General features: G+C 52.9%; 11 protein-coding genes and 1 tRNA gene. 4 read left to right on the top strand and 8 right to left on the bottom strand.

The features are described 5' to 3' along the window. Nucleotides 1-52: 52 nt before the first annotated feature. Nucleotides 53-316, bottom strand: a complete 264-nt coding sequence (locus tag ACQ4M4_RS05245) for a helix-turn-helix transcriptional regulator (RefSeq protein ID WP_430683419.1) — start codon at nt 314-316, stop codon at nt 53-55. 372 nt (nt 317-688) lie between these two features. Between ACQ4M4_RS05245 and ACQ4M4_RS05250 the strand changes: the two genes are divergently transcribed. The 4 genes from ACQ4M4_RS05250 (at nt 689) to ACQ4M4_RS05265 (ending at nt 5094) form a co-directional block, all read left to right on the top strand. Beyond that, on the top strand, nt 689-1093 hold the full coding sequence (locus ACQ4M4_RS05250) for a hypothetical protein (protein ID WP_430683420.1): 405 nt from the start codon (nt 689-691) through the stop codon (nt 1091-1093). A gap of 302 nt (nt 1094-1395) precedes the next feature. Then, complete coding sequence (locus ACQ4M4_RS05255; RefSeq protein WP_430683421.1) at nt 1396-3753, top strand: AAA family ATPase; 2358 nt, start codon at nt 1396-1398, stop codon at nt 3751-3753. A 5-nt stretch (nt 3754-3758) separates the two neighbouring features. After that, nucleotides 3759-3989, top strand: a complete 231-nt coding sequence (locus tag ACQ4M4_RS05260) for a hypothetical protein (RefSeq protein WP_430683422.1) — start codon at nt 3759-3761, stop codon at nt 3987-3989. Continuing rightward, nucleotides 3976-5094: a site-specific integrase gene (locus ACQ4M4_RS05265; protein ID WP_430683423.1), complete on the top strand. Its 1119-nt coding sequence runs from the start codon at nt 3976-3978 to the stop codon at nt 5092-5094. Before ACQ4M4_RS05260 ends, ACQ4M4_RS05265 begins: the two co-directional genes overlap by 14 nt. 140 nt (nt 5095-5234) lie before the next feature. Here the strand turns inward: ACQ4M4_RS05265 and ACQ4M4_RS05270 are convergent. From ACQ4M4_RS05270 to ACQ4M4_RS05300, 7 genes are all read right to left on the bottom strand, one after another. After that, a tRNA-Glu gene (locus tag ACQ4M4_RS05270) sits at nt 5235-5307 on the bottom strand. Nucleotides 5308-5505: 198 nt separating this feature from the next. Beyond that, nucleotides 5506-5781, bottom strand: coding sequence for an Npun_R1517 family heterocyst differentiation transcriptional regulator (locus tag ACQ4M4_RS05275; RefSeq protein ID WP_430683424.1), 276 nt, complete (start codon nt 5779-5781; stop codon nt 5506-5508). A gap of 800 nt (nt 5782-6581) precedes the next feature. Beyond that, on the bottom strand, nt 6582-7001 hold the full coding sequence (locus ACQ4M4_RS05280) for a DUF6464 family protein (protein ID WP_430683425.1): 420 nt from the start codon (nt 6999-7001) through the stop codon (nt 6582-6584). Between the two features lie 135 nt (nt 7002-7136). Then, nucleotides 7137-8534 carry a magnesium transporter gene (gene mgtE / locus ACQ4M4_RS05285; RefSeq protein WP_430683426.1) on the bottom strand — a complete coding sequence of 466 codons (1398 nt, stop codon included), beginning with the start codon at nt 8532-8534 and terminating at the stop codon, nt 7137-7139. A 147-nt stretch (nt 8535-8681) separates the two neighbouring features. After that, nucleotides 8682-10481, bottom strand: a complete 1800-nt coding sequence (sppA, locus tag ACQ4M4_RS05290) for a signal peptide peptidase SppA (protein ID WP_430683427.1) — start codon at nt 10479-10481, stop codon at nt 8682-8684. Between the two features lie 48 nt (nt 10482-10529). Next, a complete protein-coding gene (locus tag ACQ4M4_RS05295; RefSeq protein ID WP_430683428.1) occupies nt 10530-11273 on the bottom strand; it encodes a cytochrome c biogenesis protein CcdA in 744 nt (247 codons plus the stop codon). 206 nt (nt 11274-11479) lie between these two features. Next, nucleotides 11480-12880, bottom strand: a complete 1401-nt coding sequence (locus ACQ4M4_RS05300) for an amidohydrolase (RefSeq protein ID WP_430683429.1) — start codon at nt 12878-12880, stop codon at nt 11480-11482. Between the last annotated feature and the right edge of the window lie 19 nt (nt 12881-12899).

Genomic DNA, 12899 nt, shown 5'->3' on the forward strand with positions numbered 1-12899 from the left:
TCGGTCGCCAAACTTGCAGCCCTGCAACTCACAAACTATTCAGACAATCAATTCAACTCTGTGTTGTGGCTCTGGGCGAAAGCTCAGAGTTTTTTATTGGGCCAAAATCATCGGGAATTTGGTCTATAGGCAAGCCAAGCAATTCGCAGAGCTTTTTGGTTTGAGGAATCGTTAGCTGTGGGGTGGTTTTACCCTGTTCCCAGTTCCTAACGGTTTGCTCTGAAACACCTAGAGCGCCTGCAACTTGCTTCTGAGTTAATCCCAACTGTTGACGCAATTGCACGAACACAGAGTCCTTATTAGGTTCATCCCTCATCTTACCTCAAAACATTTGAGCCACAAGTTTTTGAGGTAGATCTGTTTTAACCTCAAAATATTTGAGGTAAAGTTAACTAGACCTACTTCTTGTGGGTGGACAGTAGCACCGTGTTGCAGATGGGTGTCTTCTCACGGTGCATATCCAATGATCTGCCTTCACTTGGCACATTGCATAGGCAATCTGTTAAGTCACGATGCTCTGACTCAGCCTTTCTCTCTAAAGGAGGTGAATTCCGGTGATTTGAAAACTTTGGTGATGTTCTGGGCTTTGCTCCATTCCCCAGAACAGAGCCACATCCACACAGCAAAACGGGGAACCCCTCACCCAAGGGATTCCCCGCCACAAGTAATTCACTCAATCTTATCAGTCATGAAAATCACGAAAGTCTATTACTCTCGGCTTGCCAACCTTGGCAACTACAGCAACGAACGCATCTCTATGCGAGCCGACCTGGATGAAGGCGATTCGCCAGAGGAGGTGATTGAGCATCTTCGTGGGCGGGTTGTGACGCTTTGTGGGGAAAACGCCCAGGAACTAGACACCAAGCGCTATAGGCTTCAGGACATGGTTTCTGAACTTAAAAGAAAGCTTGAGGATTATCAACAGAAATGGGATCAGGCCGCTGAGTTTTTGCGCGCGCAGGGCATCAAGCCAGATGCACCCAACTTTCCCCAGTTCACTAACCTATTGCCCTCTGCCACCGAAGACTCAGGGGTAATAGATGGCGAGATAGACGAAGAGGACTACGAAGAGGACTACGAAGACGAGTATTAAACCGCTAGCAAAACGGGGAATCCCTCACCCAAGAGATTCCCCGCCCAGGACTATTCATAAAACACTTGAACTATGCAAAGTCTATCAACAGATATTGACCCGAGGCAAATCATCTCAGCCGTACTGTGGCCACCCAACCCCAAAAAACTCGGCATAGAGGCAACCGTCGTCATTGAGTACGCCGATCGCTCTCAAAAAGTTCTCAGGGGAAGGGCGGCAACGAAGTTCTGGAAAAGGTTCCGACCGACAAGCTAACGAACAAAACAGGGGGAGCGATCTAACCAATCGCTCCCCCTTTCTTTTTGCAAACCTACTTAGACCTACAGATGGAAACGTTCGATATCAGGAAACACGTTGAATTCAACCAGCAACGTAAAGCACAGTGCCCCCACTGTGACCCCGAAGGCAGACGCAGAAAGAGTCTATCAGTTCTAGAGAATGGTGCTTACAAGTGCTTTCGCGGCTGCACACCACAACAAATTCGAGATGCATTGGGCGACACCAGCCGCCACACATTGCCAGCTCCAACCGCTGAGGCCAGGGCGGAGCTGGCAGCTCCGGTTGCCAACGTGCTCGTCAGTCCACAAAAAGTGAAGGCTGCAACCGAGAAACTGTTGACCCAAAGCACCCACGCTCTACGGTGGCTTACCGATCGCGGCATTAGTGCAGCCATGATTGAGCATTACCGGCTTGGCGTTGTGAGAGCCCGTGTGGGTGACACCACCAAGGCCAGCAAGTACACTCATCTCCCTGCAATTGCGATTAGCATCCCCAACGTTGACGGCACTGCTTTTTACCAGAAAAAACGCATTGCTCCATGGATGCCCGACGGCGATCGCCCGGATGGGTATCAGGCATGGTCACAGTACGGCATCCCGGCAACCGTCTACACCACCCACAAACCCGACACACCAACCCAAACATGGCTATGTGAAGGCGAATGGGATGCCATTATGTTGGGTTGGGCTGTACGTAATTCTGAGCTGAAAAATGACATACAGGTGAGCTGCTTTACCTGTGGAGCTGGCAACATTCCTCCATCTGAACACCTGGAGCAGCTGCGCGGGGAGGTGGTTGTCTTCTACGACCTGGATGAACCGGGGCGGAAGGGTGCAACCAAAGTGCAAGCCGAGTTGAAAAAACGGTGCAAGGTGGCCACCGTTCCCAGCAACGACCAGGCCGCGAATGGGTGGGATGTGTCGAACGCGATCGCCGCTGGCCTGTTCCCACAGTTCACCACTGCCGCAGCTGCGGCAGAGACCTGGGCAGAGCGCAAAAGTGATAACCCGTTGCGATCGCGGCTGGTGAGTAACGATGACATGCTGGCCAAAGCACCCGATTACACCGATTGGCTGGTAGACGACATTTTGACCGCTGACGAGCTGTTTCTATTGGCAGCCAGCCCACGGGCAGGTAAATCGCTATTGGCCCTCACGCTGGCCAAAGCCGTGGCCACCGGGGGCAGGTTTTTGGGACGGCCAGCCAGCCAGGGCGCTGTTATCTACATTCGCTGCGAAGACAGCGACACCAAAACCAAAGAACGCGAGATGAAACAGGGCTGGGAACAGGGGATGCCCGTCTATTGGCTCGATAAATTCAAGCTCACAGAGCTGGAGTATTTGGAGGAACTGGTAGAGGAGTTGGGCGCGCGGCTCGTCGTATTCGACACGTTGAGCCGCATTCGCGATAGCTCCATCAGCGAGTCATCAGCCGAAATGAGCCAACTGCTAGAGCCATTGCAAGAAATGTGCAAGCGGCAACGATGCACCGGGCTACTCGTTCACCACACGGGCAAAGTGCAAATCAACACCATCGGTGATGTGGATGTGTTCGACACCATCAGAGGCTCTAGCGCGATTCGCGCAACATGCCGAGGCACGTTGGTTTTGGCCGCAGATGAGCGCAACTATCGCCTATGTGTTGAAAACGGTTGGGGCAAGCTCGATTTGCAAGTTTTGTTGGATGCAAACACGCTTGAATGGCGTTTGCTCGGTAATTGGCTTGGCCCTGATGTTGATTTGAGCCAAAAAGATCGCGTGTTGAATTACCTAAACCAAGTCGGTAGTGCCCAGTTGAATCAGATTGCAGAGGCGACAAATTTGCCGAAACGCTCTCTATATGAGGTTTTGAAGCGTTTGCAGTGCGATGACCTTGTTGAAAAGCGAGGCGATAGGCAAGCCGCTGTTTACGTGAGAAAGTCAATTCAACAGATTCAACAGTTGAATTCCGTGTTGAATTGCTCAAATCCAGACACCGACAGCGATAGAGTGTCAATTCAACAAAATAATTTTTCCCCGTCTTCTTCCGAAAAAGTGATCATTTCGCCAAAAGGTGATCAAAAAAATGATCACCTTTTACCCCCCACACCTGGGGATTTGTTGAATAAATCGCTAGAACCCAGTGATGACAAGGGTTTTCGAATTCAACAGCAATTCAACAGCAATTCAACAAGCAATTCAACAAGCAATTCAACACCACCGTTTTCTATCGGTGAAACGGTGGCTTTGAAGGCGGGTCAATTTGCTGGAAAGCCCTGTCGTGTTGAATCGATCGAGCCTGTTGACGATTCAACAGAGTGGTCTGTCACCATTCGCGCCAGAACCTGGGTGATGAGTCGCACCTATCCGGATCACAAGCTCGAAGCGCTGATGGAGAGCTAGCCACTATGAAAAAGAAATCACCTTGGGTGTCTACTGCCGCTGTGTGTGAGGAACTGGGCATCAGCTCAGATCACCTCTACCGTTTGAGGGCTGATGGCACGCTAAAGCCGGGGCATCACTGGAAAAACATTGGTAGGGCGACAGCTGCACGTGCAACCTATCGCTGGCATCTACAGCGTTGCGACGATGCGCTATCGCTTCCGCTTGAGAACCGTTCCGTAAATGACCAACTTTGACGCTCGATTAGCTCAATCAAATGGACGGCTCAAGGCCGCACGTGTGGGGCTGCGCATCGAAAATGTGCGAGATCGGCTCTACCTGCGCGGCACATTTCCGCCCAAGCCGGGGGCAACCAAAACGGAACCCTTTCAACAGCGCTTGGCATTGGGCTATCGTGCCAACCCAGCAGGGCTCAAGCTGGCAGAGTTTGAAGCCCGTAAGGTGGGTGTGTTGCTGCAATCTGGTGAGTTCGACTGGGGTATGTACGTTAAAAAATCGCGTACACCACAGAACTGTGCTGATTGGGTAGAGCGGTTCGAGCAAGACTATTTCAGCAAGCGCGATCGCACTGACAAGACACTCACCACCTGGCGAGGGGATTATCTCAAGGTGCTGCGCAAACTGCCACCGGATGAGCCCTTGACCGTGGACCTCATGCAACGGCTCATCATGAGCACCTCGCCCAACACCAAAACCCGCAAGCGCTTTTGCATGGTGCTGGGGATGTTGTCCAAACTTGCCGGGGTCGATTTCGACCCAACACCCTACGCAGGGAACTATTCCCCGTCACGGGTGCAACCGCGAGACCTCCCCGGCGATCGCGAGATCTTGGAGTGGTATCACAAACTTGAAAACCCGGCATGGCGTTGGGTCTACGGCATGATGGCCGCTTATGGACTGCGAAACCATGAAGTGTTTCGGCTCGATTTTGACCAACTGCGGCAAGGCAACCCAGTCATCCAGGTCGAAGCAAACACCAAGACGGGCGCTCGCCGCGTGTGGTGCTGTTATCCAGAATGGTTTGATGAATTCCACCTACACCGGGTGCAACTGCCCAACATCAGCCTAGATAGGCCTAATGAGCGCATTGGCAATTCAGTCACGGATTACTTTCGCGAAAGGTCACTTCCCTTTAAGCCGTATGACCTACGGCACTGTTGGGCCATCAGGACTTTAGAGTTTGGTCTACCCGTCGAGCTGGCAGCTCAGCAAATGGGTCACTCGTTGCAAGTGCATTGTGATACTTATCACCACTGGATCAGTGATCGCCACCATCAACGCGCATGGGAAATTGTAATGATGCGTAACGAACGGCCAAAACCACCAAAACTCGTTGACTAAAACGTAGCCTAAATTTTTCGTGGAATTAGCGGCAATTAGCACCTATTAGCGGACATTTACAAGCCGTTACACACCCTAAAACAGTTAGCCCGGTTGAGTTTATTGGCTCAACCGGGCTGTTTCCGAGCTTAGGCTTTGAGTACCCCCAGGGGAATTCGAATCCCCGTCGCCTCCGTGAAAGGGAGGTGTCCTAGGCCTCTAGACGATGGGGGCTTGTCTCACCGCCTTTACTAGGATAGAAAACTCAGAGGTTTTTGTCAAGCACCTCGTTTCGTTTTCTTTGCGGGCGATGCACTCGCCTCAGCGCCGCATGTCTTTCATTATACAGAAAAGACCTCAATGTACATAGCGTTTTTGAAAAATTTTTCGGCCCTTACCCAAAGCCCCAAAACTGTGGGTACGTCCTGGTGGTTAGAATAAATCGGAATTGCGGAGTCGAATCAGCTGACGCCGCATTTGGGGCGAAGCCTCGACTTCGGAAACTTCTTGCGCTTCAACTTGCACTTCAACCTGCTCTAGGTACTCATCGGCTCCACAGGCAAATGCGTCTAAGAGAGTTTCTAGCAGGTGTTCGCGATCGCCCAATACGCCTTGTTCTTCAATCAGCCGAAACTTAAGATGGATTTCGCAGTCATAAACGCCAACTTTCAAAGGATTGGAAGAATGCTTGGGAGATCTAGATTCCATTTCAGTTCACCAAAAGGATGGGCACCCTACATGAGCGCTAAGGGGTTGGAATGTGACAAGGGTGGATGAGGCGATCGCGCGGCAGTGCTAGCTAGAGCTAGTTGCGATCGCGGTACGGCGTTTGATAGAACGTATCCATCATCTCTAGCGTTCCCTACGCTTGGAAGAAACCTGTCAGATGAGGGGGCATCGTGCAGATTTACGAAAGCAACCTTGGAGGCAACGACTAGATGGAGATGCAAAGTGTGAGGGGGATTAGAATTAAATGCTCGATTACTTGAAACATAGCATTGTTCCCTAATGCTCTAGGGCAATGATCGATGAAGTGTGTGTAAGGAGTTTTGAGCGGCTTTATGCATGCTTCAAACCGTCATTTTGCTAGCCAATGCCGTATTCATACGTAAGATATTCTGCGCTTGATGTTGGTTTTTTAGCTAGCGATTGAGTCTCGACAGTCGGCTGAAATTCTTGGATATGGTCGTGATTTCTTTGTGTTTTCTTGGCTTGCTGGTTTGGTTGGTGGTTCAGCCTTCACCTGGGGTAGTAAGTCGCTTTTGGCGAGCGATCGCACACGATTCGCTATGATCAATTACCTGCAACAAGGTGCGGCGATGATTCAGCGAATCGCTCCTTAGCCGCGAAGGTCTTGTGGTTGGAGAGTGCCGTTTATTTAAACCTAATAAATCGCTCAATAAAATTACGGTCAATTGAGCAATTTCTGATACTGAAATGTTGGATGCTCACGAAGATTGCGATCGCGATTTTACGGAGAATGCCTAGTGAAGAGAGGGACAACTCTTCTACTTGTCAGGGCTCATTTGGTAGTGAGAGCATTCGTGACAGGGGCCAAAAGGGTTAATTGCACAGCGCAAATAGTTTGACCGGGCATTGTATTGGCAGGTGATGTCTCCAATGATGTAGCCCAGCCCTTCAATGTAGTGCTGGTCGGGTTGAAGTCGCAGCATGGGCAACCCGCGAGACTGAACGGATTCTATGGCAAGCTGTAGTCGCTGCTGGGCGCGCATCTCTGATTGGCGCATGATGAAGATGGAGGCCACCGAGGGAGTCAGCCCTAAAACGAGGATGAGTAAGGTTTCTAGCACATCGATGAAACGAAGCAATCGCAAGTGAATTGCTCGTATTTTAACGCGAGTCAGTTTGTGAATGGCGCCTGTGAGGGTTGCTGCGCTCACAGTCTGGCGATCGCGGCGTTTGTTCAAACGGCTATCTCAACAGTTCAACAGTTAGGACTGACGCATGTCGTACAAAAAAACAGGGGGTTGAATGATTTTTGGAGCGCTTAGCGCTCCAAAAATCATTCAACTGCGTAAGCCCTGAACAGTTAAAACGATGCGCTAGAGCCGCAAAATGACGCGGGCCAGGTTGAGGTAAATGAGCACCCCCAGCACATCAACAAAGGTGGTAATGAATGGGGCAGACATGAGCGCTGGATCAAATCCGATTGCTTGAAACAGGAACGGGAGCGCCGACCCGGCAACGGTCGCCAAGATGGCGATCGCCACTAAGCTGGCTCCAACTGCTGTGGCAATCGCCAAATTGCCATAGAGTAAATAGGCCCATCCCAGCACCACAATCCCCAACATGAGCCCCAAAAAGGCTCCAGCGATCGCCTCGCGGCGCACAACCTGAAAGGCTTCGTGGATATCAATCTCGTCGGTATTTAATCCACGGATGACAACTGTGGAAGACTGAGCGCCTACATTGCCCCCCGTGCCAATCAGCAGGGGAATAAAAGCTGCTAGCGTCACCACTCGCTCCAGTACATCCTCCTGGCTGCGAATGACCGCCGTTGTCGCAGTATTGGTAATCAATAGCACCAACAGCCACACCACCCGCCGCCGTGCCACCGTCAACAAATTGGTTTGAAAATAGCTGTCATCCCCCGACTGCACACCACCTAATTGATAAATGTCTTTGGTGGCTTCTTCTTCCAACACGTCGATCACGTCATCTACGGTGACAATGCCGACTAATCGCTCTTCGGTATCCACCACGGGCACTGCCAAAAAGTCGTACCGCTGAATCAGGCGAGCAACTTCTTCTTGAGGGGTATCGGTTTGAACATGGACGACCTCGCGCACCATGATTTCGCCAATGGTTTGATCGGGTTGGGCTGTGACCAATCCCCGCAGAGACAAAATGCCAGTAAGCCGACGGGCGCTGTCGATAATGTACAGGTAGTAAATGGTTTCGCTGACGTTGGCCAAGTTGCGAATTTCGTCGAGCGATCGCTCAATCGTCCAATTTTCCTTGAGCGAAATATACTCCGGCGTCATGATACGGCCGGCAGTTTCGGGCTGATAGCCCAACAGCAGCGCCGTTTTGCCCCGTTCTTCGGGGCTGAGTTGGGTCAACAATCGCGCCACAACCTTGGCTGGTAGCTCATCAAATAAACGAGCGCGGTCATCGGGCGACATTTTGTCCACAATGTCCAGCACATCTTGCCGCTTAAACTCTTCAATCAGCGTTTGCTGCACCGAAGAGTCTAAATATTCATACACTTCAATGGCTTCGGCTTTGGAAAGTAACCGAAACGCGATCGCTTGCATCGCATCGGGCAATCCCTCGATTGCCTCGGCAATATCGGCAGGCTGCACGGGCACCAGCAGCGCTTTGGCACCTTGCAAGTTGTTTTGCTCCAGCAATGCCTCTAACTGCGAACGCACCAGTTCCCGCAACTCCTGGCGAGAAATGACCTGCGGGATAGATTGTTCGTCGTCAAGAAAAGCCAACGGTCTGTTTCGTTCGAATGATTACTGCTGAACTTAGTCTAGTGGCAAGTGGGTCGGGTTGGAATGGCTTGCAGTGCTGAGGTTCACAATTTCTCAGTTCCGCTTCAGCCAACCCTGAGTCATCTTTCGATAGCCCTCAGCCCATCCTCAGTCAATCCACAGTTGAAACGGTAACCGCGTATACAATCCCTTTGGATCATCCAACGTTTGCACGCGGGATAGCTCTGTTTGAAGGCGCTGCACATACTGGCTCACCGCATCTTGAGAGGCTGGCGATCGCACCATGGTGCTAAACAGGCTTGCCAGGAGCTCTTGGCGGAATGGGGTTGCCTTGGGATATTCCTCAACATACCAATCGTCCCCAAGCTCTGCTGCCTCTGCTGCGGCCTGTAGCGCGTCGTCCAAACTGCCCAACTCATCCACAAGACCAATTTGCTGCGCATTCACCCCCGACCACACGCGGCCTCCAGCAATGTTCGCTACCTGCTGCTGCGGTAGCTCACGGGTTTTGGCGACCATGTCAACAAAGCTGCTGTAAAAGCGATCCACAAACTTTTGTTGAATTGCGAGTTCGTCGGGGGTGAGCGGTCGGCTGAGGGTGAGCATGTCGGCATAGCGGCCCGTTTTCACCACATCCCAGGTGATGCCATTGTCGTTGGCTAGTTTTTGTACGTTAGGCACCAAGCCAAATACTCCGATCGACCCGGTAATGGTATTGGGCGCGGCGTAAATGGTTTGCGCTTGGGTGGCAATTTGATAGCCCCCTGAGGCTGCGGTGTTGCCCATGGAGGCGATTACAGGTTTGGCTTCACGAGCGAGTTGCACTTCCCGGGCGATCGCATCGGAGGCGGTGGCACTGCCGCCAGGGCTGTTAATGCGCAGCACAATTGCTTTAACATCGTCGTCCTGTCGCAAGCGGCGAATCAGGGAGGCGGTGCGATCGCCCGCAATTTGCCCCGTGGTGCCGCTGCCATTCACAATGTCGCCATCCAGATACACCAGTGCAACCTCATCTCCCTGGCGATCGCTCTCGGCCTCAGCCACCTCTACATAATTGGCCAAGCCCATGCGCTGAAAGCCCAGATCATCGTCGCGATCGTCGCTCTCTGCTAACGTTGCCAGTGTGGCAAAGACCTCATCAACATAGGCCACCCGATCGACCAGCCCACTGGTTTGCGCCTCATCCGCCAGCAAAATTCCTCGCTGATCGGCCACCGTTTGCAGCGCTTGAGGCGTCAGGTCTCGATGGCTTGCCACCGTCGTCAACACTTCCTGCCACAAGTCGTTGAGCAATACCTGGCGCTGCTGCCGATCCTCGGGGCTGCTGCTATTGCGGGTAAAGGGCTCCACCGCAGACTTGTACTGCCCGGCGCGAATTGGTTGCACCTCTACGCCCAGCTTTTGCAGCGCTTCGCCAAAAAAGACGGCCTCCGAGCCAAGCCCGTTAAATTCCAAATCGCCGGCTGGGTTCATCACCACTTCTGTAGCGACCGATGTGAGGTAGTAGTCGCGCTCATTCCATCCGGTGCTGTAGGCGTAAATAGGCTTGTTGCTGTTGCGGAAGGTTTCTAGCGCGTCGCGAAATTCTCGCAGGGTCGCAAACCCGGTGCTGGCCCCAGACTGACCACTGCCATAGAGATAAATTCCCACGATGCGATCGTCTGTGGCAGCCGTTTGAATGGCCCGCACCGCATCGCGCAGGGAAATAGGTTCCGTTGGCGATCCCGAAAGTAGAGAACTGATTGGATCGGTGGATTGTGTGCCCGAACCCGCATCGCTAATGCCTTGTGCCAGATTGAAGGTGAGCACGGTTTTGTCTTTGACTTGGGGCTTGGGGCTAGACAGCGACACCGCTGCCACCAGCACCAGCAACCCCCCAAAACCCAAGGAAACGAACAGCACCAGGCCAATCAACGTTGCCAATATTTGCTTGAGAAAGTTCGCCATATACCACTCGATTCGATAAAGCAAGCCAACGGCTTACCCAAAAAGACATTAAACCTGGCCGATCGCCACCAACCGGGACAGTAGCGTAAATACCCCAAACCCCACCAGCAGTACCCCGCTCACGGGCGTAATCCAGCCCGACCAAGCGCGGATCGATAACAGCTTTTTAATCGATGCAGTGAAGGTTCCCGCCAAAATTAAGGGAGCCACATATCCTGCTGTGTAGGCGAGTAGCAACACGCCGCCCGTGACCGGATTGTGAGTTGTGGATACCCACGCCAAGATGCTGGCCAGCACAGGGGTGCTACAAGGAGATGCGACCAAACCAAAGGTCAGCCCCAAGACATAGGACCGCGCCCCAGTCGGCAAATCCTTCGAAATCCACTCCATTCCTGTAAACGAGGGCAGCCGCAGCGGCAGCGCTTCTAGGAGGTTCAACCCCATCAAAATAGCAATTAGGCTCACGATGATGGGTAAGCCAATTCCAATTTGGCCGTATACCCGTCCGGCGATCGCAGCGACGATTCCCAACAGGGCCAGGGTTGTTGCTAACCCTAGCGAAAACCAGGTAGACTGGGCCGCCGCCTGAACCCGGCTTTTGGCCTCGTAGCCGCCAATGTAGCCAATCGTAATCGGAAGCATGGACAACATGCACGGCGTTAGGCTGGTGAGCAAACCCGCCGCAAAAATAATGCCAATGCTTAAGGGTGTGAGCTGCGTAAGCTGGTTGGCGACGGCGGTATCGGCAAACTGCTGGAGCTGATACAGCCAGGTTTGAAGAGAGTCGAGCATGGGATGGTAGGGAATCGGGAGTGGGGAATTGGGGGCGGTGGATTGAAATGGGAACGGTGGCGATCGCTTCTGGTTTTTTCAATTGTATCGAGAAGAATCCTGAGCAGTGGTGTGGATTAGGACGGGCGATCGCGCCAGCTTCCCCAATCCACACTGACATCAAAACAAGTTGCTCCTGTCAATCAACCATGCGATGGGTGTGCTGGCTAAGGCTGTAGACCCATGACTTTGCGGTAGTGGCTTTCGGAGGCGGTGCGAGTGGGGGTAGGGCGATCGCTAATCCACTGGCTGCGCTCCCATAATGTTTCCCGTAGTTGCTCCACATCGACCGTGGCCACCTTGCCCTCCGCCACGACAGATTTGCCATTGACCCAGGCGTAGTCCACCACGTTGGTGGGGCGACCCAGCACCAGTAACCCAATGGGATCGGTCTTAGGCAGCAATGACAGACTGGTGAGGTCATACATCACTAAATCGGCCTTTTTGCCAACGGTGAGGGTGCCTAGCTCCTCGGCCATCCCTAACCCAGTTGCACCGCCCAACGAGGCCATTTCGATCGCCTGACGGGGCGTGATCCACTGGCGGTATTCAAATGTGGTGGTGTTGTGTAGGGTCGAGCCAATCTTGATGGCTTCCAGCACATCCTGGGCATCGTTGCTGGCAGAACCATCACAGCCAAAGGTCACATTCACCCCGGCGGCCCGGTACTTAAGCACGGGGGCAATGCCGCTACCCAAGCGCAGGTTACTCAGGGGATTGTGCACGACGGTCGAGCGGGTTTCCGCCAGCATTGCAATATCGGCATCATCCAGCCAAACGCAGTGGGCTAGCGAGGTGTGCGCATTCAAAAAACCAATCTCTTTCAAATGCTGAACAGCACTACAGCCATACTTTTCGTAGGCCAACATTTTTTGGGCTTTGGTTTCTAGCATGTGGGTGTGGCGACGCAGCTGGTGGCAATCGCTCAGTTCAATGCATCCCGCAAACAGCTCATCGGTACACAGCTGCATCCCCGTTGGAGCCACCATGATGTAGATCCCGTCTTCCGGTCGGTGAAACCGCTCCACCAAATCGGCCATCAGTTCTAGCGTGGCCTGAGTACTCAACGGAAAGGGCTGCACTTCGCGCACAAGGCCACCCGATGGCAGCCCTGCCTGCAAATCCATATCCTGAATCAGTGGCCCCACAAAGGCGCGAATCCCAGCATCCCGGTAGCCCCGCACGGCGGCCTCAACCGATTCGGCCTCTTGGCCAGGACTGAGCACCAGATGATCCACCACAGTGGTACCACCCGACAACAGGGTTTCTACAGCCGTGCCAACGGCGCTCAGGTAAACCGCCTCAGGATCGAGCGGAGCAAAGTCGTGCAGATCGCCCAGCCACAGTTCTAGTGGCAAAGGCCCAATCGAGCCTCGTTGCCATAGTTCGGGCGAGTGGGTATGGGCATTGACAAAGCCAGGTAGCAGCAGCTTATCTTTTCCGTCCACGACGTGGCCCGAAGGCTCCAACTCGGGAGCGATCGCTGCAATTTTGTCTCCCTCAATTCGCACGTCAACCGATTGATATCCCGATTCTGTTGGTATCCATACCTTCTGAATTGTTGTCACGCCCACAGTTATCCCCTCT

Origin of the sequence: Leptolyngbya sp. AN02str (assembly GCF_050565595.1) — a bacterium.
Classification (GTDB): domain Bacteria; phylum Cyanobacteriota; class Cyanobacteriia; order Elainellales; family Elainellaceae; genus Kaiparowitsia.